24 protein-coding genes are annotated in these 21945 nt (G+C 67.3%); 5 read left to right on the forward strand and 19 right to left on the reverse strand.

The window, feature by feature from the left end; all coding sequences use genetic code 11:
• Window positions 1-88: 88 nt before the first annotated feature.
• Together NP80_RS02855 and NP80_RS02865 are read right to left on the reverse strand one after the other, a co-directional pair.
• Window positions 89-577, reverse strand: a complete 489-nt coding sequence (locus NP80_RS02855; RefSeq protein WP_006412139.1) for a hypothetical protein — start codon at window positions 575-577, stop codon at window positions 89-91.
• 223 nt (window positions 578-800) lie between these two features.
• Window positions 801-1178: a hypothetical protein gene (locus tag NP80_RS02865; protein WP_035948589.1), complete on the reverse strand. Its 378-nt coding sequence runs from the start codon at window positions 1176-1178 to the stop codon at window positions 801-803.
• 472 nt (window positions 1179-1650) lie between these two features.
• Here NP80_RS02865 and NP80_RS02870 point away from each other — a divergent pair, with 472 nt between their 5' ends.
• Window positions 1651-2004 carry a DOPA 4,5-dioxygenase family protein gene (locus NP80_RS02870; protein WP_006407864.1) on the forward strand — a complete coding sequence of 118 codons (354 nt, stop codon included), beginning with the start codon at window positions 1651-1653 and terminating at the stop codon, window positions 2002-2004.
• 133 nt (window positions 2005-2137) lie between these two features.
• On the forward strand, window positions 2138-2575 hold the full coding sequence (locus NP80_RS02875) for a nuclear transport factor 2 family protein (protein ID WP_088929815.1): 438 nt from the start codon (window positions 2138-2140) through the stop codon (window positions 2573-2575).
• 34 nt (window positions 2576-2609) lie between these two features.
• Here the strand turns inward: NP80_RS02875 and trhA are convergent, their stop codons facing one another.
• The 3 genes from trhA to NP80_RS02890 form a co-directional block, all read right to left on the reverse strand.
• Entirely contained in the window at window positions 2610-3230 is a 621-nt protein-coding gene (gene trhA, locus NP80_RS02880; protein ID WP_006407862.1) for a PAQR family membrane homeostasis protein TrhA, read from the reverse strand.
• A 151-nt stretch (window positions 3231-3381) separates the two neighbouring features.
• Window positions 3382-3588, reverse strand: a complete 207-nt coding sequence (locus tag NP80_RS02885; RefSeq protein ID WP_006407860.1) for a YbdD/YjiX family protein — start codon at window positions 3586-3588, stop codon at window positions 3382-3384.
• Between the two features lie 13 nt (window positions 3589-3601).
• Window positions 3602-5680, reverse strand: coding sequence for a carbon starvation CstA family protein (locus NP80_RS02890; RefSeq protein ID WP_006407859.1), 2079 nt, complete (start codon window positions 5678-5680; stop codon window positions 3602-3604).
• A 299-nt stretch (window positions 5681-5979) separates the two neighbouring features.
• Here NP80_RS02890 and NP80_RS02895 point away from each other — a divergent pair, with 299 nt between their 5' ends.
• Entirely contained in the window at window positions 5980-6930 is a 951-nt protein-coding gene (locus NP80_RS02895) for a LysR family transcriptional regulator (RefSeq protein ID WP_006397451.1), read from the forward strand.
• Window positions 6931-6954: 24 nt separating this feature from the next.
• Here NP80_RS02895 and NP80_RS02900 read toward each other — a convergent pair whose 3' ends face one another.
• The 12 genes from NP80_RS02900 to NP80_RS02955 all read right to left on the reverse strand — a co-directional run bounded on the left by NP80_RS02900 (window position 6955) and on the right by NP80_RS02955 (window position 18317).
• Entirely contained in the window at window positions 6955-8301 is a 1347-nt protein-coding gene (locus NP80_RS02900) for an MFS transporter (protein ID WP_006412145.1), read from the reverse strand.
• A 79-nt stretch (window positions 8302-8380) separates the two neighbouring features.
• Window positions 8381-8779 (reverse strand): RidA family protein, encoded by a 399-nt coding sequence (locus tag NP80_RS02905; protein ID WP_006397454.1) that lies wholly within the window; start codon window positions 8777-8779, stop codon window positions 8381-8383.
• 91 nt (window positions 8780-8870) lie between these two features.
• Window positions 8871-9647 (reverse strand): benzoate diol dehydrogenase BenD, encoded by a 777-nt coding sequence (gene benD, locus NP80_RS02910; protein ID WP_006412144.1) that lies wholly within the window; start codon window positions 9645-9647, stop codon window positions 8871-8873.
• Window positions 9644-10672, reverse strand: coding sequence for a benzoate 1,2-dioxygenase electron transfer component BenC (benC, locus tag NP80_RS02915; protein ID WP_035948580.1), 1029 nt, complete (start codon window positions 10670-10672; stop codon window positions 9644-9646). Before benC ends, benD begins: the two co-directional genes overlap by 4 nt.
• Window positions 10673-10707: 35 nt before the next feature.
• Window positions 10708-11196 carry a benzoate 1,2-dioxygenase small subunit gene (gene benB / locus NP80_RS02920; RefSeq protein ID WP_006397461.1) on the reverse strand — a complete coding sequence of 163 codons (489 nt, stop codon included), beginning with the start codon at window positions 11194-11196 and terminating at the stop codon, window positions 10708-10710.
• Window positions 11193-12551, reverse strand: coding sequence for a Rieske 2Fe-2S domain-containing protein (locus NP80_RS02925; protein ID WP_006412137.1), 1359 nt, complete (start codon window positions 12549-12551; stop codon window positions 11193-11195). Before NP80_RS02925 ends, benB begins: the two co-directional genes overlap by 4 nt.
• A gap of 93 nt (window positions 12552-12644) precedes the next feature.
• Window positions 12645-13580, reverse strand: coding sequence for a catechol 1,2-dioxygenase (catA, locus tag NP80_RS02930; protein ID WP_006412149.1), 936 nt, complete (start codon window positions 13578-13580; stop codon window positions 12645-12647).
• Window positions 13581-13645: 65 nt separating this feature from the next.
• The gene (gene catC, locus NP80_RS02935) at window positions 13646-13936 is read right to left on the reverse strand and encodes a muconolactone Delta-isomerase (RefSeq protein WP_006412155.1); all 291 of its coding nucleotides are present in this window, start codon (window positions 13934-13936) and stop codon (window positions 13646-13648) included.
• A 34-nt stretch (window positions 13937-13970) separates the two neighbouring features.
• Window positions 13971-15101, reverse strand: coding sequence for a muconate/chloromuconate family cycloisomerase (locus NP80_RS02940; protein ID WP_006407849.1), 1131 nt, complete (start codon window positions 15099-15101; stop codon window positions 13971-13973).
• Window positions 15102-15745: 644 nt separating this feature from the next.
• The gene (locus tag NP80_RS02945) at window positions 15746-16174 is read right to left on the reverse strand and encodes a PRC-barrel domain-containing protein (protein WP_006397467.1); all 429 of its coding nucleotides are present in this window, start codon (window positions 16172-16174) and stop codon (window positions 15746-15748) included.
• Window positions 16175-16416: 242 nt separating this feature from the next.
• Window positions 16417-17547, reverse strand: coding sequence for a 3-deoxy-7-phosphoheptulonate synthase (locus tag NP80_RS02950; protein ID WP_006407846.1), 1131 nt, complete (start codon window positions 17545-17547; stop codon window positions 16417-16419).
• Between the two features lie 62 nt (window positions 17548-17609).
• A complete protein-coding gene (locus NP80_RS02955; protein WP_006412148.1) occupies window positions 17610-18317 on the reverse strand; it encodes a YceH family protein in 708 nt (235 codons plus the stop codon).
• 269 nt (window positions 18318-18586) lie between these two features.
• Between NP80_RS02955 and NP80_RS02960 the strand changes: the two genes are divergently transcribed.
• Together NP80_RS02960 and hutC are read left to right on the forward strand one after the other, a co-directional pair.
• A complete protein-coding gene (locus NP80_RS02960; protein WP_035948577.1) occupies window positions 18587-19351 on the forward strand; it encodes an SDR family oxidoreductase in 765 nt (254 codons plus the stop codon).
• Window positions 19352-19393: 42 nt separating this feature from the next.
• Window positions 19394-20131 (forward strand): histidine utilization transcriptional repressor HutC, encoded by a 738-nt coding sequence (gene hutC, locus NP80_RS02965; RefSeq protein WP_006407842.1) that lies wholly within the window; start codon window positions 19394-19396, stop codon window positions 20129-20131.
• Window positions 20132-20185: 54 nt separating this feature from the next.
• On the opposite strand, the gene NP80_RS02970 is transcribed toward hutC, so the two are convergent.
• Entirely contained in the window at window positions 20186-21037 is an 852-nt protein-coding gene (locus NP80_RS02970) for a phytanoyl-CoA dioxygenase family protein (RefSeq protein WP_006412147.1), read from the reverse strand.
• Window positions 21038-21069: 32 nt separating this feature from the next.
• A complete protein-coding gene (locus NP80_RS02975; protein WP_006412146.1) occupies window positions 21070-21855 on the reverse strand; it encodes an ABC transporter substrate-binding protein in 786 nt (261 codons plus the stop codon).
• Between the last annotated feature and the right edge of the window lie 90 nt (window positions 21856-21945).

The following is a 21945-nucleotide window of genomic DNA, read 5'->3' on the forward strand; positions in this document are numbered from 1 at the left end:
CCGCGTCTTGCCGGTGCGCGCTCGCGTCGGCAGCCGCGAGAACGCGCGGTCGGCCCTGTCTCCTCCTACCTGCCTCGGTGCGCGGCCGCTAGGCGGCCAGTGCCTCTGTGCGATGTGTCCGCATCCGCGCGGCCGCATGCTCGATCAGCTTCGGCTGGCCGCTCGCCACAAACGCGCAGACATGCCGCCACAGCTCCGCCAGCCGATATCGCGACAGCGAGTCGACACAGGCGTCGTTCGCGGCAAGCACGCGCTCGAGCAACGCCCCTTCGTCGTCGGTCAGCGTCCATGCGCCGCTCTGCTCGGCGCGCGCCGTGCTCGCATCGAGCGCGCGTTCCGCGTCGACGCACAGGTCGACGCTCGCGTCCGCGCAGGTCAAGTCGTCGAGCGCCAGGAACACGAGGTAGAGACTCGTGCGCAAGCGCAGCAGCAGCGCTTCGCTGCCGTGCTCGCCGCGCAGCGCGACAAGCGCCATGTGGCATTTGAGGGAAATGTCGCGCGCGTACGCCGGCGGCAGCGGCAACAGCCACTCGCGCGTCAGCGGCGCGTGGCGACGGGTTTTCTTCCTGGCCTTCATGATTCGCGCTCGCTTCGCGGATCGTCGTCCGCGCTCACCTCGGGCAATCCGGTTCGGCACGCGGCGGCGCCGCGGCTCGCACCGCGATGGCCGCGCGCACGCCGCCACGCGCCGTGCGAATCCAGCCTTTGCGACGCCGGGCGCACGGCCGGCAGCCGACGCAGTGCCGATGCACGTACGACGTCCGGAGATCGGTTCATGCATCCCATGCTCGCCTCCTGCATCAGAACGTGTTCTCGCCCTTCAGGTAATACGCGGTCTTCACGAAGAACGCCCTGACCGGATGGCCCGCCTGCGCGTCGCGCGCCGCGCGCGCCTGCGTCGCGGCCTTCTCTTCGGCGGAGCGGTCCGGCATCGGCTTGCGCACGCGTTCGAGCGCGCGCTGCATCGCGAGCGGATAGTTCTGGTTGCCGGCCGTCGTCGCGCGATAGCCGGCGCGCGTCATCTGCATCAACTGCACGTCGGTTTCCGCGCGTGCCGCGGACCAGGTCAGACGCGGGGCGTTCGGCGACCGGTCGGCACCGGCGGACTGCGCGAAAGCGACGGCGGGTAGCGCAACGAGTGCGCCGGACAGAACGGCAACGGATACGAGGGATCGCATGGTGGTGTCCTCAAGATAGTTGTTTCCGCATCGATCGTCGCGATGCGTCGAAGCCATCGTATGCCGCGCACCGCCCCGCTTGAATAGCCGAATCCGCAATTGATATTTTCGGGTCGGGTCTACGGCCTGAAACCGGCCGCATTCGAGAATCGCGCCGGAATGGAATTTCTTTATTCCATTCAATTGCCTGATCGCGTTTGCGCGGCGGTTTCGCGCGCCGCGCACGGCTTTTTTTCGATTTGCGTAACGACATGTTGCCGATGCCAGGAAGGAAGCCGCGCGGATCGTTGCCGGCGATGCGCCGCACGTGACGGCCGCGCGAAAAATCCTGCACTTGCATCGCGCCTCTTCGATATCCGACAAGCACTCGCTCGCCACGACGCGCCACGCCCGACGCGGGCGCGCGATAATGCCGTATCGCGCCGCTTCATCCGGTGCTTCATGCACGCTCTCCTTTTCTTCGGGTCTTTCCATGGATTTCATCGACGTCAATGCCATCCGGAACTGGCACGCGCACGTCTACTTCGATGCCGCCAGCCGCGACGCGGCATGGACGTTTCGTCAGACCATCGAAGCACGCTTCGGCGCGATCATCGAGCTCGGCCGCTTTCACGAACGCCCGGTCGGGCCGCATCCGGCATGGTCTTACCAGATCGCGTTCGGCGCCGCGCAGTTCGACGACATCGTGCCGTGGCTCGTGCTGAACCACGGTGCGCTCGATATCTTCCTGCACCCGAACACCGGCGACGATCTGCGCGACCATCGCGATTCTGCGGTGTGGATCGGGAAGTCGTATGCGCTGAATCTCGACGCGCTGGCGCGATAGGGATCGCGCATCGCGCGCCGCCGACGGCATGTCGGCTTCGACATTTCGGTTTGCGTTGAAACGTCCGTCGACGCAGCGTCGATACAGTGGGCTTCGTCACCGATCTTCCGTGGAGCCCGCGATGACCTCTTCCATTGCCGATGCCGATGCCGACGCCCGCGCACGGCGCATTCACGACGACTGGCACGCCGCCGTCGTTGCTCGCGACCTCGATGCACTGATGGCGCTGTATGCCGACGACGCGGTGCTCGAAACCCCGCTGATCGTCGTCACGCTGCCCGCGCATGGTTCAGGCGTACTGCACGGCAAGGCCGCGATCGGCGCGTTCTTCGCGGCGGGCCTGCGCGATCCGCGCAATCGGCTCGGACGCTGGTACCGCACCGGCGTGTTCTTCTCGAACGGCAGGCAGCTCACGTGGGAATATCCGCGCGCGACGCCGGACAGCGATCAGGTCGATCTCGTCGAAGTGATGGAGCTTCGCGACGGACTGATCGCGCATCACCGCGTGTACTGGGGATGGGTCGGCTTCCAGGCGTTGACGGCGGCGGCAGCGGCGCGCGATCGCGGATGAAAGTCGCGCCGCCGCGCAGCGTCACGCGCCGCGCTCACGCGACATACAGCGCGACACTGACGAACTGGCACAGGCTGCCTGCCAGCACGAACAGATGCCAGATCCCGTGGCCGTGACGAATCCGTTCGTCGTTGATGAAGAAGTAGATGCCGACGCTGTAGATCACGCCGCCGGCGACGAGCCATGCGGTGCCGACCGGCGGCAGCGCATGAATCAGCGGACGGACCGCGACGAGCGCGAGCCAGCCCATCAGCACGTACAGCACCATCGACAGCACGCGCGTACGCCGGCCGAGCGTCAGTTCCTGCACGATGCCGAACACCGCGAGCCCCCAGCTCACGCCGAACAGCGACCAGCCCCACGGGCCGCGCAGCGTGACGAGCGTAAACGGCGTATAGCTGCCCGCAATCAGCAGATAGATCGCCGCGTGGTCGCATTTCTGCAGGATCGCCTTCAGGCGCGGATCGCGCACGCTGTGATAGAGCGTCGAGATCGCATAGAGCACGCAGAGCATCGCGCCGTACACGCTGAAGCTGACGACCTTGTAAGCGTCGCCGTCGAGTGCGCCCATCGTCACGAGCGTCGCCAGCCCCGCGACCGACAATAGCGCGCCGACGAGGTGCGTAATGCTGTTGAAACGCTCACCGACATGCACGACCCATCCTCCTGCACGATTCCTCGATACGAACGGGCTCCATGATACCGGGCGCCGCACAACGGCGATGCGCCGCGCGCGCAATGAAAAAGCGCCGTGACTTGCGTCACGGCGCTTCGGCAGGCATTGCCGGATCGTCCGGCGGTTCAGTTCAGCAGCACTTCCCCGCGCCCGATCCGTACCGCGCGTTCTGACGCTCGCGGAAGAATTCCTCGTACGTCATCGGCTCGCGGTCCGGATGCGTGCTGCGCATGTGCGCGACATAGGTGTCGTAGTCGGGCAGCCCGACCATCAGCCGCAGCGCCTGCCCGAGATAACGTCCGGCGCTGCGCAGGTCGCTGCCGAGATCGCTGAACATCGCGGCCTCCGCGTCAGCGTCCGCTGCCGAGCGCCTGCGCGGCCGGCATCGCTTCGTACGGCGTCTCGCGCACGGTCGGCTTCGCCTCGCGGCGTGCGCGCAGCACGGCGATCAGCCCGTACACCGCGATGCTGACGACGACGAGAATGAACAGCCCCGCGAGCGCGGCATCGACATAGTCGTTGAAGATGATCCGCTTCATCTGCGCGATCGACTTCGCCGGCGCGAGCACCTTGCCTTCGTCGACTGCCGCCTGCAGCTTCGCCGCGTGCGCGAGGAAGCTGACCTTCGGATTCGCGTCGAAGATCTTCTGCCAGCCGGCCGTCAGCGTGCAGATCAGCAGCCAGGCCGTCGGCACGATCGTGACCCACGCATAGCGCTCGCGCTTCATCTTGAACAGCACGACGGTGCCGAGCACCAGCGCGATCGCGGCGAGCATCTGGTTCGAGATGCCGAACAGCGGCCACAGCGTGTTGATGCCGCCGAGCGGATCGACCACGCCCTGATACAGGAAGTAGCCCCACGCCGCCACGCACAGGCCGGTCGCGATCAGGTTCGCCGGCAGCGACTCGGTGCGCTTGAGCGCCGGATGGAACGTGCCGAGCAGATCCTGCAGCATGAAGCGGCCCGCACGCGTGCCGGCATCGACCGCCGTCAGGATGAACAGCGCCTCGAACAGGATCGCGAAGTGATACCAGAACGCCATCATCGCTTCGCCGCCGATCACCTGGTGCAGGATGTGCGCCATCCCGACCGCCAGCGTCGGCGCGCCGCCTGCGCGCGCGATGATCGTCGTTTCGCCGACCGCCTTCGCGGTCTGCGTCAGCATGTCGGGCGTCAGCACGAAGCCCCATTGCGTGACGGTGTTCGCGACGGCTTCCGGCGTCGAGCCGAGCACGGCGGCCGGTGCGTTCATCGCGAAGTAGATGCCCGGCTCGATCACGCACGCGGCGACGAGCGCCATGATCGCGACGAACGATTCCATCAGCATCGCGCCGTAGCCGATGAAGCGCGCGTTGGTTTCGTTGTCGATCAGCTTCGGCGTCGTACCCGACGAGATCAGCGCGTGGAAGCCCGACACCGCGCCGCACGCGATCGTGATGAACAGGAACGGGAACAGGTTGCCCGACCAGACCGGGCCCGTGCCGTCGACGAACTTCGTCAGCGCGGGCATCTTCAGTTCCGGCGCGACGATCAGGATGCCGATCGCGAGACCGACGATCGTGCCGACCTTCAGGAACGTCGACAGATAGTCGCGCGGCGCGAGCAGCAGCCACACCGGCAGCACCGATGCGATGAAGCCGTAGCCGATCAGGATCCAGGTGAGTTGCGTGCCGCTGAACGTGAACCAGGCGGCGAGCGTCGGCGAGTCGTGCACGTGCTGGCCGTACGCGATCGACGCCATCAGCAGCACGAAGCCGATGATCGACACTTCGCCGATGCGGCCCGGCCGGATGAAGCGCGTATAGACGCCCATGAACAGCGCGATCGGAATCGTCGCGGCGACGGTGAACGTGCCCCACGGCGAATTGGTCAGCGCCTTCACGACGATCAGCGCGAGCACGGCGAGGATGATCACCATGATCAGGAACGCGCCGAACAGCGCGATCACGCCGGGCACCGTGCCGAGTTCCATCTTGACGAGATCGCCGAGCGAGCGGCCGTCGCGGCGCGTCGAGATGAACAGCACGATGAAGTCCTGCACCGCACCGGCGAACACGACGCCGGCCAGGATCCACAGCATGCCGGGCGTATAGCCCATCTGCGCGGCGAGCACGGGCCCGACGAGCGGCCCGGCGCCGGCGATCGCGGCGAAGTGATGGCCGAACAGCACGTACTTGTTGGTCGGCACGTAGTCGAGGCCGTCGTTGTATTTGACGGCCGGCGTCATCCGCAGGCCGTCGAGCTGCATGACCTTGCTGGCGATGAAGCGGCTGTAGAAGCGATATGCGATCAGATACACGCAGACTGCGGCGATCACGATCCACAACGCGCTGACGCGCTCGCCGTGTGCGAGTGCGATCGTTCCGAATGCGAACGCGCCTAGCAGCGCGACCGCGATCCAGATCAGGGTGCTGGATGCCCGATTCATGGCGTCTCCTAGTCTCCTATTTGGTTCTCGATTGAGCGCGGCGGCACACCGCGCCCACGTGACGTCAAAGCGTCGCGCCCCGGTCCTGGGCGGCCGGGGCAGTGGGTCGTAGTATTCCGGCGGCGCGCATGGCTTACAAGCGGACAACTACGTACCGCCTCTACGTAGAAATACGTAGCGCGTAGATGCGGCCTTCATGTCGCGTCCGGCGCAGAGGCCCGTAAAATACGACGTCGGCCGGCGCGCGGCGCGCGTTCGCGCCGGCTTGCGCAACGCCCCACTCTTCGACGGCAGGAAACATGGAGCTACGCCATCTGCGGTATTTCGTTGCGGTCGCCGAGGAGCGCAGCTTCACGCGCGCCGCGCAACGCCTGCATATCGCGCAGCCGCCGTTGAGCCGGCAGATCCAGCAGCTCGAACAGCTGCTCGACGTGCAGCTGTTCGAACGCAATTCGCGCCCGCTCAAGCTCACGGAGACGGGGCGCTTCTTCTATCAGCATGCGGCGCAGCTGCTCGCGCAAACCGCCGAACTCGAATCGATGACGCGCCGCGTCGGCAAGATCGAGCGCAGCCTGTCGGTCGGCTTCGTCGGCTCGACGCTGTACGGGATGCTGCCGAAGATCATCCGCCGCTATCGCCAGCAATACGCGGAAGTCGAGCTGAGCCTGCACGAAATGTCGACGATGGATCAGATCAAGGCGCTGAAGGAAGGCCGGATCGACGTCGGATTCGGCCGCATCCGCCTCGAGGATCCGAGCATTCGGCGCGTCGTGCTGCGCGAGGAGCGGCTGATCGCGGCGCTGCCGCTCGGCCATCCGCTGTGCGACGCGAAGCCGGTGCTGTCGCTGCACGATCTGCTGAAGGAAACGCTGATCATCTTCCCGAAGGCGCCGCGGCCGAGCTATGCCGATCAGGTGCTTGCCGCGTTCCACGACCGTTCGCTGAAACCGGCGCGCGTGATCGAGACGCGCGAGCTGCAGATCGCGCTCGGGCTCGTCGCGGCCGGCGAAGGCGTGTCGATCGTGCCGAAGAGCGTGTACGGGCTGAAACGCGACGACATCGCCTACAAGGATCTCGACGACGCGAAGCTCGTGTCGCCGATCATCATGAGCATGCGGATGCTCGACCAGTCCGAGGACATCGAGCGCATGCTGCAGCTGATCTACGATCTGTACGACGAGCAGGGCATGGAATACATGACGCCGTCGGAGCACGAACCGACGGCGCGGCGCGGGCCGGCGCCGGACTGAACGGGCGGACGCCCGTTCGCGTCGTCAGCGGTTCGCCGGTGCGAGATCGGCGCCCGGCGTGCGGCCGAGACGCAGCCCGAACGCGGCGAGCGCGGCACCCGCGAGCGGCACCGCCAGCGCGGTGAAGAAGCCGGGCGCAGCGCCCCACGCGAGAAACGTGCCGCCGATCGCCGAGCCCGCAATCGCGCCTGCACGCCCCATTCCGATCGCCCAGCCTGTCGCCGTCGCGCGCAGCGCAGTCGGATACGCACCGACGATCAGATAGTTGAGCGCGATCTGCTGGCCGCCGATCCCGAAGCCGGCCGCGCCGACGAGCACGAACACGAGCGTCCAGTTCGTGCCGGCCTGGCCGAGCGCGAGCGCGACCGCGATACCGAACGCGAACATCGCGCACAGCAGGTTGCGCACGTTCACGCGCGGCAGCACGATCGACAGCGGAATCGCGCAGACGATGAACACCGCGTTCACGATCACGGTGCCGACCGGCGCCTGCTGCGCGGTCAGGCCGGCCGCCTTCAGCACGGTCGGCAGCCACGACAGCAGCATGAACCATGCGATCCAGTTCAGCAGATAGATGGCCCAGATGCCGAGCGTCCGGCGCGCGTAGCCGTTGCGGAGCAAGGCGCCGACGCTCGCCTTCGCGCTCGCTTCGTCGGGCACCGTGAAGCGTACGTCGGCCGGCAGCGGCTGCGTCGCGATTTTCGACAGCGTCGCCCGCACGCGCTGCTGTGCACGCGCATCGTCGCGCGATGCCAGATAGCAGAGCGATTCCGGCAGCAGCAGCGCGACTGCGCCGAGCATCGCGAGCGGCACGCCGCCGCCCACCGCGAAAATGCCCTGCCAGCCGATCGCCGGCAGCATCCGCGCGGCCAGCAGCCCGCCGAGCATCGCGCCTGCGGGCAGCCCGAGCAGCACGCCGGTCATCACGGCGCCGCGCAGCCGCGCGGGGCAGTATTCGGCCGCGAGCGCGAGCAGCACCGGCGTACAGCCGCCCATCCCGAGCCCGGCAATGAACCGCAGGACGAGAATCTGCGACGGACTGCTCGCCCACGCGGTCGCGAGCGTCGCCGCGCCGAACAGCGCGAGCCCGATCATGATCGCGGGCCGGCGCCCGATGCGATCGCCGACGAGGCCGAGCGTCATCGCGCCGATCGTCATGCCGACGATCCCCGCGGTAAGGATCGGCGCGAGCGCGCCGGACGGCAACGCGAACGACGCGAGAATCGCGGGGCCGGTAAACGCGATCGCCTGCGTGTCGAAGCCGTCGAGCAGCGCGATCACCACGCACAGCGCGAGCACGCGAATCTGGAACGCGCCGAGCGGCGCATCGTCGATCCACGCGGGGATCGAGCGGGTGGCGGAAGCCGTCATCGAGGGGAGTCTCCTGAGTCCGGGCGCGACGACGGCCCGGTTCGTTTTTGTCCGTCGTGGTCGAATGCCGTCCCCGCACTCAGCGCGACAACACCGCCACGGCCTTGATCTCGACGATATAGCCCGGCGCGCCGCCGAGCATGTGCGCGCCGACCGCCGTCCACGCGGGCAGCGGATCGGCGGTGAAGTAGCGGTTGCGCACCTGCATGAACAGCGGCAGATCGCGCATGTCGGTATGGAACGTGGTCAGATCGACGACGTCGGCGAGCGATGCGCCGGCCGCTTCCAGCACGTAGCGCAGATTCTCGAATGCCTGCACGATCTGCGCCTCGCGGCCGTCGACCAGCTGCATCGACCGGTCGCGCCCGATCTGCCCCGACACATAGATCGTGTCGCCGACCTGAATCGCCGGTGCATAGCCGATCTGTTCGTAGACGGCCTCCATTCCTGCGGGCACGATGGCCTTGCGCTGCTGCATCGATGTCTCCTCGTCCGGCGTATGTGCCGGCTGCGATGATGGAATGTGCGCCGCCGATCGACGGCGCGCGTACGTGCATGACGCGTGCGCGTCAGCCGTTGTCGCCGCCCGCGACGGGCAGCACGGTGCCGGTGATGTAGCTCGCCTCGTCCGAGGCGAGGAACAGGATAGGCGCGATCTGCTCGTCGAGCGTGCCGTAGCGCTTGAAGAACGTCGATTCGGTGACCTGCTTCACCGCCTCGCTCATCCACGCCTGCTCCTGCTCGCTGTCGCCGGCCGCATTGCGCGGCACGCGGCGCGGCGGCGCGGTCGTGCCGCCCGGCGCCGTCGCGACGACGCGGATGTTGTGCTCGCCGTATTCCATCGCGAGCGCCTGCGTCAGCGCATTGACGCCGCCCTTCGCGGCCGAGTACGGCACGCGGCGAATGCCGCGCGTCGCGTTCGACGACACGTTGACGATCGTGCCGCGCCCGCGTTCGAGCAGATACGGCAGCACCGCGTGGCACGCGTAGAGCGTCGGCATCAGCGAACGGCGAATCTCGGCGTCGATCTGGGCGGGCTCGAATTCGGCGAACGGACGCATCCGGATCGCGCCGCCGACGCCGTTGATCAGCACGTCGATCGCGCCGAACCGGCTGGCGGCGAACGCCATCGTCGCGCGCGCGCCTTCGTAGGTTTCGAGATCGGCGACGAAGCCGGCCGCGCGGTCGGTGCCCGCTTCGGCCGCCACGTCGGCGACGAACTCGGCGCGATCGACGAACAGCACTTGACCGCCTTCGGCCGCGGCGCGCAGCGCGACGCCGCGACCGATTCCCTGCGCGGCGCCGGTAACGACGAGGGTCTTGCCAGCGAATCGTTGCATGGTCATGCCGCCTTTGCCGTCACGTTCGGCGTGAACTTCTCGTAGTGGAAGCTGTTCGGCTTCACGCCCGTGTCGTCGAAATGCTTGCGCACCGCGTCGACCATCGGCGGCGGGCCGCACAGATAGACGTCGACGTCGCCGTCGTTCAGCGCATCGGCCGGAATGTGTTGGGTGACCCAGCCCTTGCGCGGGTGGCTCGACGCGTCGTCGGCGACCACCGTCGCGTAGCTGAAGTTCGGCAGCCTCGCGACGTAGGCGTCGATCGCGTCGACCTGCACGAGATCGAGATCGCGCGTCACGCCGTAGACGAGATGGATCTTCTGCTGCGACCCGGCGCGCGCCAGCACTTCGAGCATCGACAGGAACGGCGCGAGCCCCGTGCCGCCTGCCAGGAACAGCAGCGGCCGCTGCACGTCGCGCAGATAGAAGCTGCCGAGCGGCCCGTGCAGGTCGAGCTTGTCGCCCGGCCGCGCCGTCTCCAGCCAGGTGCTCATCACGCCGCCCGGAATCTTCTTGATCAGGAAGCTGACCTTCGTCTCGCCGGGCGCCGAGGAGAACGAATAGGACCGATGCTGGCCGCTGCCCGGCACGTCGATGTTCACGTACTGGCCCGGCAGGAACACCGGTGCGTCGGCGGCCGCGTCGATGTCGAGTTCGAGCACGATCGCCGCGTCGTTGTGCGGCTCGATCTTCGCGACGGTCGCCGCGAACCGGCTGTTGCCGGTCTTGCACGCCGTCGACGACGTCGGCACCGCGATCACGCAGTCGCTCTGCGGCACCATCTGGCACGTGAGCACGAGGCCTTCGTCCTTCTCGTCCTCGGTCAGCGCGTCGTCGATGTAGTCGTCGCCGAGGTCGTAGCGGCCGCTTTCGGCGCGGCACTTGCAGGTGCCGCACACGCCGTCCGAACAATCCATCGGCAGGTTGATGCGCGCGCGAAATGCCGCATCGAGCACCTTCTCGCCGGCCTTGCATTCGATGAAGCGCGTGACGCCATCCTCGAAGTTCAGTGCAATCTTGTAGCTGGACATGGAACGCTCCTCCATTCCGTTTTCGATATCAGGCGTCAGACGTGATAGACGTCGAGCACCTGGCGGATGTAGTCGTTCTTCAGCACGATCTTCTTGTACGAGATCAGCAGCGCGTCGCCGACCTTGCGCAGCGTGACGAACATCGTGCCGAAGAAATGATCGGTGACGCGGTAGCGATGATTGAGCGTGTGGAAGTTGTAGCGCACGTCCACTTCGTCGCCGCGTTCGGCCAGCACCTCGACGTTCGTCACGCTGTGGCTCGTACGCGGCTCCGGCGTCGATGCGCCGCTGCGCTCGGTCTTGATGCGGAACACGCGATCCTCGAGGCCGCCGCGATCGGGGTAGTACATCAGCGAGATCTGGCTTTCGTGATCGTCCGTCAGGCGATCGTCGTCGTCCCACGCGGGCATCCAGTACGTGACGTCGTCGGTGTAGCAGGTCAGCCACTCGTCCCACTGACGATCGTCGAGCAGGCGCGCCTCGCGGTACAGCGTCGCGCAGATGGTGTGGTAATCGAAGCTCATGACAGCGCCTCCTCGCGTTCCTGCTTCAGCGCGTCACGCATCACGCGCACCCAGTATTCGTGCTGGCACACGAACAGCCCTTCGTCTTCGCTGCGCTCGCCCGAGATCAGCGGCTTCAGCCCCATCTTCGTCGCGTTCTCGTCCGGCCCTTCGATCCAGAGCGGCGCGCCGCGCGACAGGTCGTTCCACAGCGACGTGATGCCCGCATAGCCGGCCTGGCATGCGCGAAACTCCTCGAGATCGTCCGCGGTGCCCATGCCCGATACGTTGAAGAAGTCCTCGTACTGGCGGATGCGCAGCGCGCGGTCTTCCGCGCTTTCGCCCTTCGGCGCGAAGCAGAAGATCGTCACTTCGGTCTTGTCGACGGCGAGCGGCCGCACGACGCGAATCTGCGTGCTGAACTGGTCCATCAGGAACACGTTCGGATACACGCACAGGTTGCGCGTCTGGTTCACGATGAAATCGGCGCGCACCTCGCCGACGCGCGCACGAATCTCGTCGCGGTGCCGGTAGACGGGACGCACTTCCGGGTTCATCGTCTTCGTCCACAGCAGGATGTGGCCGTGGTCGAACCCGTACACGCCGGCGACCGAGCGGCTCCAGCTGTTCGCGTCGACCGCCTTCGTGCCGTCTTCCTTGCGCCGGCCCATCGTCGCCGCGTAGTTCCAGTGAACGGTGCTGACGTGATAGCCGTCGCAGCCGTTCTCCATCTGCATCTTCCAGTTGCCCTCGTAGATGTAGGACGAATTGCCGCGCAGCACTTCGAGGCCGTTGGGCGCCTGGTCGACGATCTGGTCGATGATCACGCGCGCTTCGCCGAGATAGTCTTCGAGCGGCAGCACGTCGGCATTGAGGCTGCCGAACAGGAAGCCGCGATAGTTCTCGAAGCGCGCGACCTTCTTCAGGTCGTGCGAGCCGTTCGTGTTGAACTGCACCGGATACTCGGTCGTCTTCTCGTCCTTCACCTTCAGCAGCTTGCCGCTGTTCGAGAACGTCCAGCCGTGGAACGGGCACGTAAAGCTGCCCTTGTTGCCGTGCTTGCGGCGGCACAGCATCGCGCCCTTGTGCGCGCACGCGTTGATCACGGCATGCAGCTCGCCGTTCTTGTCGCGCGTGATCACGATCGGCTGGCGGCCGATCCATGTCGTGTAGTAGTCGTTGTTGTCGGGGATCTGGCTTTCGTGCGCGAGATACACCCAGTTGCGCTCGAAGATGTGCTTCATCTCGAGCTCGAACAGCGCGTCGTTCGTGAAGATGTCGCGGCGGCAGCGGTACAGGCCGGCGGCCTTGTCGTCCTGTACGGCGGACGACAGCAGTTGGTCGAGTGCGTTCGCTTGGTCGAAATTGGCGGACATGGCGGTTCCTCCCATGCACGCGCCGGCGTGCATCGGTGTCGAAAGAGGGGGCGCGGGAGCCGCGCGGCGCAGCGCCGCCGCGGCGCCGGGGCGTTACGCGTCGGCGGACGCGCGCGGACGATGGACGACCTGGTTGTCGCGGCCGTCGAGCAGCGGCGTCAGCACGATGTCGAACTCGATTTCCTTGTACGCATCGCTCTTCATGCCGAGCGCGGCGCCGCCGGTCTTGTCGACCACGTGCGGAATCAGTTCCTCGCGCGTCGCGTACGCGAAGTCGTCCCAGATCAGCGGGTCGCCTTCGATGTTGAACTGCGTCGTCAGCTTGCGATGGCCGTCGCCGGACACGAAGAAGTGCACATGCGCCGGGCGGTTGCCGTGGCGGCCGAGGCCGTTCAGCAGCTGCTGCGTCGCGCCTTGCGGCGGGCAGCCGTAGCCGACCGGCATCAGCGTGCGGAATTCGTACTTGCCGTCGGCATCGGTGCGCACCGCGCCGCGCAGGTTGAACGCGGTCTGCGCGCCGGTCGGATCGAAGTGCGAGTAGAAGCCCTTCGAGTTCGCGTGCCAGCATTCGACGAGCGCACCGGCGAGCGGCTTGCCGTCGGCGCCCGTCACGGTGCCGCGGATCACGAGCGGGCCCGCGTCGGCATCGTCGTCGAGATCGATCTTCGCGACGCCATCGCGCACGGGCGCGCCTGCCACGTACAGCGGCCCTTCGATCGTGCGCGGCGTGCCGCCGTCGAGGCCGGCCGCGCGGTCGGCCGCGTCCATCCGGATGTCCAGATACTTCTCGAGCCCGATGCCGGCCGCGAGCAGCGCCGCTTCACCATCCTGGCCGAGCTTGTTCAGATAGTTGACGCCGGCCCAGACTTCGTCGGGCGTGATGTCGAGATCGTCGATCGCCTTGAACAGGTCGCTCAGCAGACGATGCACGATCTGGCGAAAGCGCGCATTGCCGGCGTCGCCGTTCAGGTTCGCGGCGGCCTTCAGCAGATCCTGCACTTCCTTCGTATCGAATACCTTGACGCTCATGATGGTGTCTCCACGTGTGTTTTAGGAAAAATCGACCGGCGCTCGCGCGGCATCGCGCGGCCGGCTCAGAGGTCGTCTTCGCGAACCGACGACGGGTGGCGACACAACGGCGTCACCGAAATCTTCATGTACGGAAACAGCGGCAGCTGCGTCAGGATGTCGTGCAGCTCGGCGTTGTCCGCGACGTCGAAAATGCTGTAGTTCGCGTATTCGCCGACCACGCGCCAGATATGGCGCCACTTGCCGCTGCGCTGCAGCGTCTGCGAATACGCCTTCTCGCGCGCCTTGATCTCGTCGGCCACGCCGGCCGGCATGTCGGCCGGCAGATTGACGTCCATGCGTACGTGGAAAAGCATCGTGATGATCCTGATACGTGTGTGGGGAATTCAGTTAGCGGACGACCTTCGTCAGCCCGTCGCGCGTAAAGCGCGCGACCTTCTCGTCGTCGAGTTCGATGCCGAGGCCCGGGCCGCTCGGCACGGTCAGCTCGAACTCGCTGTAGTCGAGCGGCGTCGCGAGAATTTCTTCGGTGATCAGCAGCGGCCCGAACAGCTCGGTGCCCCACTGCAGGTTCGCGAAGCTCGCGAACAGATGCGCGGACGCGACCGTGCTCACCGCGCCTTCGAGCATCGTGCCGCCGTAGAGCTCGATGCCGGCCGCATCGGCGATCGTCGCCACGCGCTGCGCGGCGAACAGCCCGCCGCTCTGTTCGATCTTGATCGCGAAGACGTCCGCGCCGTGCTGCTTCGCGATGTCGAACGCGCTGTCCGGGCCCTGCAGGATTTCGTCGGCCATCAGCGCGACGGGGAAGCGGCGCATCAGCCGTGCGAGCGCGGCGGCCGATGCGACGGGCTGCTCGACCAGTTCGCAGCCGGCGTCCGCGAGCGCGGGCAGCGCGCGTGCGGCCTGCGTCTCGCTCCACGCCATGTTCACGTCGACGCGCACCGCCGCGCGATCGCCGAGCGCCTTCTTGATCGCGGCGACGTGGCGGATGTCGGCATCGAGCGCCTTCGCGCCGATCTTCAGCTTGAACACGTTGTGCCGGCGCACGTCGAGCATGTGCTCGGCCTCGTCGATGTCGCGCGCGGTGTCGCCCGATGCCAGCGTCCACGCGACCGGCAGGCGCTCGCGGCGGCGTCCGCCGAGCAGCTCGCTCACCGGCACGCCGAGACGCTTGCCGTGCGCGTCGAGCAGCGCCGTTTCGAGCGCGCTTTTTGCGAAATGGTTGACCTTCACGAGCTTGCCGACATGCGCCATCAGCGCCTGGATGCGCGTCGCGTCGCGGCCGATCATCGCCGGCGCGAAGTACGTGTCGATCGCGAGCTTCATCGCTTCGGGGCTTTCCGGGCCGTAGGCCATCCCCGCGATCGTCGTGCCTTCGCCGATGCCCGTCACGCCGTCGCTGCAGAATACCTTCACCAGCATCAGCGTCTGGCCGTGCATGGTCGCGACCGACAGCTTGTGCGGACGGATCGTCGGCAGATCGACGAGCCGGGTTTCGATGCGTTCGATGGTGATCATGGGATACGTCGTGTATGTGGGGTGCTTGGACCGATTTATACGTCTCGCCCAAATGCAGCGTCCAATACTTTTGGACACCCCTATCCATACCTGCCGGGTATTCGATATTCGGCTCCGCATCGGAATGACCGTGTTTTCCATACCTCACAAGATTGGTCGGACGACCGGGGAGCCGCGTCGGAGCGAGGTTCGCGACAAGTCGGCTGGCGCGGCGACGACGCGCCCGACGGCGCCGGTCCGATGGCCCGCAGCGGCAGGAAAAACGCGCACGACGATGCGCGATCAGGGTTTTCCTGAGGGGAAATGGCGGCACCGGCGCGGCCGGTGCGACGCCAATCGCATGGCTCGCGGAGCCGATGAAGTTGTCTGCGGCCTGAATCGAATCGGTGAAGATGCCGCGGGCATGCGCGCGCATGCCGCTCGGCGGGCGCGGTGCGCGCGACGACGTCGCGCAGTCGATCGCGCCGCTTGCGTCGCCGCAAGCGGCATGGATGAGAGGACAGAGAGTGACGGACGACGGCGGGCTCGATGCACGGCAACCGCCGCGACGTCGCGCGACGCGCGTGCAGACCCGCGCCGCACGCGCGGCGCCCGGCGGCGACACGCGGCGCATCACGCCACGGGCGCACGCGGACGCGCGAGGATCAGTGCTTGTCGTCGACCTTCTTCGGCTTCGGCGGCGACGGCACCTTCGCGTACTGGAATGCCGGCGTCGCCTTCAGCGCGTCCTTCGTCGCGCCCGGCAGATAGATGTTGCCGCTGCGCACGTCGAGCGACGCGATCGGCACCGCGACGTCGTGCGCGGCGACACCGAGGAAGCCGCCGGCCGAGACGATCGCCGCCGACACGGAGCCGTCGGGTGCGACGATCAGGTCGCGCACGGTACCGACCTTCTGGTTCTGATCGTTGTAGACGGCTTTGCCGAGCACGCTCTTCTTCACGCTCCAGCCTTCCAGCAGCGCCTGCGATTGCTCGACGGTCACGCTGAGCGGCTGCGCGCCGGCGATCTGCGCGTGCGCGCTCACGCTCGATGCGAGGACGGCCACTGCGACGAGGGTCTTGTAGAACGCCATGCTTGTTTGCTCCGTTGAATGAGGAACGCTTCTGGCAGCAAAACCCGGACCGCGCCGGCCATCCGCGATACGGACCGCCGCCGCGACACCGGGCTTCGCCGAGGGATCGGCGGCACGGCCGCGCCGCCGCGTGCAGGTATCGAAGGGGCCGGGATCGCGGGCCGTCGATACGTCGCACGGCCCATGTTAGCGTCTGCGCGAAAGCGCTGCAGCGAGCACGATGTCGCAGTGCGCGCGCATCGTCACGCGTTGCGTGCGAACACGCGGCGATGACGCACGGCTTCGGCGAGCACGTCGAGCACGGGTTCGGTCTGCGCCCAGCTCAGGCATGCATCGGTGATCGACACGCCGTACTTCAACGGCACGCCGGGCTTCAGATCCTGTCGGCCGGCTTCGAGATGGCTCTCGATCATCACGCCGACGATGCGGTGCTCGCCCTGCGACAGCTGGCGCGCGAGATCCTGCGCGACCTCGATCTGCCGCTCGTGCGACTTGTTCGAGTTCGCATGCGAGCAGTCGACCATCACCTGCTCGCGCAGGCCCGCCGCGCGGAGCACGGCGCAGCTCGCGTCGACGTGCGCCGCGTCGTAGTTCGGGCCGTTCTTGCCGCCGCGCAAAATCACATGAGCGTCGTCGTTGCCGCGCGTCTCGAAGATCGCGGCCATGCCCATCTTCGTCATCCCCATGAACGCATGGCTCGCGCGCGCGGCGACGATCGCGTCCGACGCGACCTGCACGCCGCCGTCGGTGCCGTTCTTGAAGCCGATCGGGCAGCTGAGCCCCGACGCGAGCTGACGATGGCTCTGGCTCTCGGTCGTGCGTGCGCCGATCGCACCCCACGCGATCAGGTCCGCGATGTACTGCGGGCTCAGCAGATCGAGGAATTCGGTCGAGGCGGGCAACCCGAGCGCGTTGATGTCGAGCAGCAGTTGCCGCGCGGCCCGCAGCCCTTCGTTGATGCGGAAGCTGCCGTCGAGACGCGGATCGTTGATGTAGCCCTTCCAGCCGACCGTCGTGCGCGGCTTCTCGAAGTACACGCGCATCGTGATCAGCAGATCGTCCTTCAGCGCATCGGCAGCGGCCTTCAGGCGGCGGGCGTAGTCGAGCGCCTGGTCGTGATCGTGGATCGAGCACGGGCCGACGACGAGCAGCAGCCGATCGTCGCGGCCGTGCAGGATGTCGCCGATCGCCTTGCGCGTATCTTCGACGAGCGTCTGCGTGGCCGCCGGCACCGGCAGTTCGTCGAGCAGCAGCGCCGGCGAAATCAGCGGACGCACGGCGCCGATACGGACGTCGTCGATGCGCGTCGTATCGAGCGTCGCGTCGGCGACGCCGACCTCGCGATCGTGCGTGGGATTGTCGAGCTTCTGCATGGGGATTCTCCGCGGGCGTCTGGATGGATCGGCAGGCTCGATTATGGCACCCGCATCGGGCGTCAGTTCGCGTCGCCCGGCGCGTCGGCGTCGATCCCGAGTTCGGACGCCATGCGGCGCACCAGCGCGTTCAGCCGCGCGACTTCGTCCGCGAGACGCTTCTGCTCCGCCTTCAGCGCCTCGAACTCGGACGGCGCCACGGCCTGCGCGCCGCCGCCGTCCGCGCCCGCGAATTCGCCGACGTTGACGTCGCCGCACAGCAGATGCATCCAGCGGTTCTCGCGTGCGCCGGGCGCGCGCGGCAGCCGCACAACGAGCGGCGGCTCGCGCGTCGCGAGTTCGTCGAGAAACGCCTCGACCGACGAGATGTCGGCGAAGCCGTGCAGCCGCGCGCTGTTCAGCCGCAGTTCGGCCGCCGTCTGCGGGCCGCGCAGCATCAGCACCGTCAGCAGCGCGATCGCCTGGCTCGGAATGCCGAGCACGCGGTTCAGGTTGTGTTCGAAACGCGGCACGCGGCTGCTGCTGCCCTCGAACACGAGGCTCAGATGCTTGAGCGCGTCGAGCGCCGTCGTCACTTCGTCGTCGGTCACGTTCATCACCGGCGCGCGCGCGGTCTTCTGGTTGCAGCCCGCGGTCAGCGCATTCAGCGACAGCGGATAGGTATCCGGCACCGTGTGCTGCTTCTCGACGAGCACGCCGAGAATGCGGGCCTCGAGGGGCGTGAGTTCGCGAAGGGCGCGTGGCGTGGGCGTATCCGGCGTGGTGTTCATGAGTGGCGTCGCGGCAGCAGCAGAGAGGAATCGGTTCGATGCGCGTCCGGCAGGCGGACGGGTGACGCATATGATAGCTCGCGGCGAAGCGCGCCCGCGCAGGCACGCGTGCCGCGTTTGCGCGTCGCGCGGTGCGGCGCTACGATAGCCGTTCATCCGGATTTCCACGACGCGATGCGACGCAGCCGCCCGGCGCGCGCCCCGTACCGTTTCGTTTTCGCGCGACGCCGCCGCGCGTGCGCGCTCCACGTTCTTCATCGTTCACCGACATGACTCCATCCGCCAGCGCACCGAACGTGCGCGCCATCGTCACCGGTCACACGCGCGGGCTCGGCGCCGCGCTCGCCACGCAATTGCTCGATCAGGGCATCGCCGTGCTCGGCGTGTCGCGCAGCCGACATCCGTCGCTCGCGGCCGCGTCGCACGCGCAGTTCGCCGAGATCGAGCTCGACCTGTCGGACGCGGCCGCCGTCGCCGCGTGGCTCGCCGGCGATACGCTGCGACGCTTCGTCGATGGCGCATCGCTCGTGCTGCTGTTCAACAACGCGGGGATCGTCGATCCGATCGGCCCGCTCGACGTGCAGGACGCGAACACGGTCGCACGCGCGGTCAACCTCAACGTCGCGGCGCCGCTGATGCTGTCGGCCGCGCTCGCGCAAGCCGTCTCGGCGCCGACGGAGAGCCGGATCGTGCACGTGTCGAGCGGCGCCGCACGCAATGCCTACGCGGGCTGGAGCGTCTATTGCGCGACCAAGGCCGCGCTCGATCACCATGCGCGCGCGGTCGCGCTCGACGCGAATCGCGCGCTGCGGATTGGCAGCGTCGCGCCGGGCGTCGTCGACACCGGCATGCAGGCGACGATCCGCGCGACCGGCGACGACCGCTTTCCGATGCGCGACAAGTTCGAGCAGTTGAAGGCGAGCGGCGCGCTGTCGACGCCCGAGGCGGCCGCGCGGCAGCTGATCCGGTACGCGCTGAGCGACGCGTTCGGCGCGACGCCGACGGCCGACGTGCGCGAACTGCCGGCCGCCTGATCCGCTAGAATCCGTCGATCGCCTTTGCCCGAGAGTTCCCCGATGGTCATGAAGACCACCGCGCCGTTCCAGCAGATCAAGACGCTCGTTCGCCAGAAAACCGAAGCGGGCGAATGGCGGCCGGGCGACCGCATTCCGTCCGAACTCGATCTCGCCGCGCAGTTCGGCGTCGCGCGCATGACGGTCAACCGCGCGCTGCGCGAACTGACCGAGGAAGGCGTGCTGAAGCGGATCGCGGGCGTCGGCACGTTCGTCGCCGAATCGAAGCCGCAGTCGAACCTGCTGATGATCGCGCATATCCGCGACGAGATCCGCGCGCGCGGGCACGCGTACCGATGCCGCGTGCTGAGCCAGTCGCGCGAGCCGGCGTCGTTCGACGTCGCCGCGGCGTTCGGGCTGCCGGTCAATACGCCGGTGTTTCATGTGGTGTGCGTGCACGAGGAAAACGGCCGCCCGATCCAGCTCGAGGATCGCTACGTGAACCCCGCCGCCGCGCCCGCATTCATCGATCAGGACTTCAGCCAGGAACCGCCGTCCGAGTATCTGTACAACAACGTGTCGCACGACGAGCTCGAGATCGAGCACGTCGTCGACGCGTCGCTGCCGACGGCCGAGCAGGCGCGGCTGCTCGACATGCGCGCGGACGAACCGTGCCTGACGCTCACGCGCCGTACGTGGACGAAGGGCGTGCCCGTCACGTTCGTGCACTTCCTGCATCCGGGCAACCGCTATCGGCTCGGTTCGCGCTTCAAGCCCGGCGCGGGGCGCCGCCAGACCTGAGCGCACGCGGCCGCGTGGGTGCCGCACGCATCGCGTGCGCGCGCGCGTTCGCGTTCAGATCGCGCTCGCCTGTCCCGCCTCGCGCGACCACACGATCGGAAACAGCGGATGCGCGAGCGGCGCGCCGTCCGGCAGTTCGTCGGCGAGACCGGGGAAGTCCGGCGAGGTCTTCCAGCGACGCGGCGCGTGACGGATGTCGTCGCCGACGAAGCGGATCGAGAACGCGCGCCGCCGGTTGCGCGTGCCGCCCGACGCATGCAGCGTCAGCATCCGGAAGCAGACCATGTCACCGGGCTCGAGCGCCCAGCGGCGGATCGGAAACGCGGCGCGATCGGCTTCGATGTCCGGCAAGTCCGCGAGACTGCCTTCCGGAAACCACTTCGCTTCCTTGTCCATGAACGTGCGCGGCATCAGCCACGGCCCGCGATGCGAGCCCGCGACGAATTCGAGGGTCGACTCGAGCGGCACCGGATCGACGGGAATCCACATGCTGACGTTGTCGTCGCCTTCGATGTTGTAGTACGGCTGATCCTGATGCCACGGCGTGCGCTGTCGCGTGCCGGGCTCCTTCACGAGCAGATGGTCGTGATGCAGCCGCACGGTCGCGGTGCCCATCAGCGCGGCCGCGACGGACGGCGCCGGCGAACGCACGATGAACTGCCGATACGCGTCGTTGTGCTGCCAGTTGCAGAAATCCTCGAAGAACCAACCCGGATCGTCGGGGCGGCTCGCGACCTTCGCGCGTGCGCTCGGATGCGCGAGGTTCTCGTCGATGCCGGCGCGCAGCGCGGCCACTTCGTCCGGCGAAAAGATGCCGCGGATGCATACCGCGCCATCGGTGCGGAACGCTTCGATCAGGTCGGGCGTCACGGCTTGCGCGACACGCTCGGAGATGCTCGTCGTCATGATCTGCCTGCAGTCGGTTGAATGCGCGCCGCTTACTGCTTTGCGCCGTAGATGTCGAAGTCGAAGTATTTCGCGGCGATCTTCTGGTAGGTGCCGTTCGCGCGAATCGCCGCGATCGCGTCGTTCAGCCGCGACTTGAGCGCCGCATCGCCCTTGCGCAGCCCCATCGCGACGCCGAAGCCCGTGATCCGCGAGTCGGTGATGTCGTCGCCGGCGAACGCGAAGTGCTTGCCGCGCTCGGTCTTCAGAAACGAATAGCCGGCCTGCGTCTTGTCCTGGAACGTCGCGTCGAGGCGACCGTTCACGAGATCCTGATACACCTGGTCCTGGTTCTGGTACGTGACGATCGTCACGCCCTTCGGCGCCCATTCGGCCTTCGCGTACATGTCCTGCGTCGTGCCCTGGATGATCCCGACGCGCTTGCCCGCGAGCGACGCAGCCGTCGACTGCAGCTTCGAGCCGGCCGGCGCGACGAGCGCGGCCGGCGACGCGTAGAGCTTGTTCGAGAAGTCGATCTGCTTCAGCCGTTCGTCGGTTGCCGTCATCGCCGACATGATCACGTCGAACTTGCGCGCGCGCAGCGCCGGAATCATCCCGTCGAAGTTCTGCTCGACCCATACGCATTTCGCATGCAGCTGCGCGCAGATCGCGTCGCGCAGGTCGATGTCGAAGCCGGTCAGCGAGCCGTCCGGCTGTTTCGCCTCGAACGGCGGATACGTCGGGTCGATGCCCCAGCGGATCGTCGACGTGTCCTGCGCGAACGACACGAGCGGCGCGCAGGCGAGTGCGGTGGCGAGAAGCTTGGCAATCCGGTGCATGGCAGATCCTTTGGGTCTCGACGCGGCGCGCAGGCGCGCGACGTCCGGTGGATACGCCGCGCCGGATGCCGGCGCGGTGCGCGAAACAGG

This window comes from Burkholderia multivorans ATCC BAA-247, from assembly GCF_000959525.1.
GTDB classification, from domain to species: domain Bacteria; phylum Pseudomonadota; class Gammaproteobacteria; order Burkholderiales; family Burkholderiaceae; genus Burkholderia; species Burkholderia multivorans.

Excerpts from the sequence above, each read along its gene's own strand:
- NP80_RS02855 (WP_006412139.1), bottom strand. The coding sequence starts at position 577 with ATGAAGGCCAGGAAGAAAACCCGTCGCCACGCGCCGCTGACGCGCGAG.
- NP80_RS02865 (WP_035948589.1), bottom strand. The coding sequence starts at position 1,178 with ATGCGATCCCTCGTATCCGTTGCCGTTCTGTCCGGCGCACTCGTTGCG.
- NP80_RS02870 (WP_006407864.1), top strand. The coding sequence starts at position 1,651 with ATGGATTTCATCGACGTCAATGCCATCCGGAACTGGCACGCGCACGTC.
- NP80_RS02885 (WP_006407860.1), bottom strand. The coding sequence starts at position 3,588 with ATGTTCAGCGATCTCGGCAGCGACCTGCGCAGCGCCGGACGTTATCTC.
- NP80_RS02890 (WP_006407859.1), bottom strand. The coding sequence starts at position 5,680 with ATGAATCGGGCATCCAGCACCCTGATCTGGATCGCGGTCGCGCTGCTA.
- NP80_RS02895 (WP_006397451.1), top strand. The coding sequence starts at position 5,980 with ATGGAGCTACGCCATCTGCGGTATTTCGTTGCGGTCGCCGAGGAGCGC.
- NP80_RS02900 (WP_006412145.1), bottom strand. The coding sequence starts at position 8,301 with ATGACGGCTTCCGCCACCCGCTCGATCCCCGCGTGGATCGACGATGCG.
- NP80_RS02905 (WP_006397454.1), bottom strand. The coding sequence starts at position 8,779 with ATGCAGCAGCGCAAGGCCATCGTGCCCGCAGGAATGGAGGCCGTCTAC.
- benD (WP_006412144.1), bottom strand. The coding sequence starts at position 9,647 with ATGACCATGCAACGATTCGCTGGCAAGACCCTCGTCGTTACCGGCGCC.
- benC (WP_035948580.1), bottom strand. The coding sequence starts at position 10,672 with ATGTCCAGCTACAAGATTGCACTGAACTTCGAGGATGGCGTCACGCGC.
- benB (WP_006397461.1), bottom strand. The coding sequence starts at position 11,196 with ATGAGCTTCGATTACCACACCATCTGCGCGACGCTGTACCGCGAGGCG.
- NP80_RS02925 (WP_006412137.1), bottom strand. The coding sequence starts at position 12,551 with ATGTCCGCCAATTTCGACCAAGCGAACGCACTCGACCAACTGCTGTCG.
- catA (WP_006412149.1), bottom strand. The coding sequence starts at position 13,580 with ATGAGCGTCAAGGTATTCGATACGAAGGAAGTGCAGGATCTGCTGAAG.
- catC (WP_006412155.1), bottom strand. The coding sequence starts at position 13,936 with ATGCTTTTCCACGTACGCATGGACGTCAATCTGCCGGCCGACATGCCG.
- NP80_RS02940 (WP_006407849.1), bottom strand. The coding sequence starts at position 15,101 with ATGATCACCATCGAACGCATCGAAACCCGGCTCGTCGATCTGCCGACG.
- NP80_RS02945 (WP_006397467.1), bottom strand. The coding sequence starts at position 16,174 with ATGGCGTTCTACAAGACCCTCGTCGCAGTGGCCGTCCTCGCATCGAGC.
- NP80_RS02950 (WP_006407846.1), bottom strand. The coding sequence starts at position 17,547 with ATGCAGAAGCTCGACAATCCCACGCACGATCGCGAGGTCGGCGTCGCC.
- NP80_RS02955 (WP_006412148.1), bottom strand. The coding sequence starts at position 18,317 with ATGAACACCACGCCGGATACGCCCACGCCACGCGCCCTTCGCGAACTC.
- NP80_RS02960 (WP_035948577.1), top strand. The coding sequence starts at position 18,587 with ATGACTCCATCCGCCAGCGCACCGAACGTGCGCGCCATCGTCACCGGT.
- hutC (WP_006407842.1), top strand. The coding sequence starts at position 19,394 with ATGGTCATGAAGACCACCGCGCCGTTCCAGCAGATCAAGACGCTCGTT.
- NP80_RS02970 (WP_006412147.1), bottom strand. The coding sequence starts at position 21,037 with ATGACGACGAGCATCTCCGAGCGTGTCGCGCAAGCCGTGACGCCCGAC.
- NP80_RS02975 (WP_006412146.1), bottom strand. The coding sequence starts at position 21,855 with ATGCACCGGATTGCCAAGCTTCTCGCCACCGCACTCGCCTGCGCGCCG.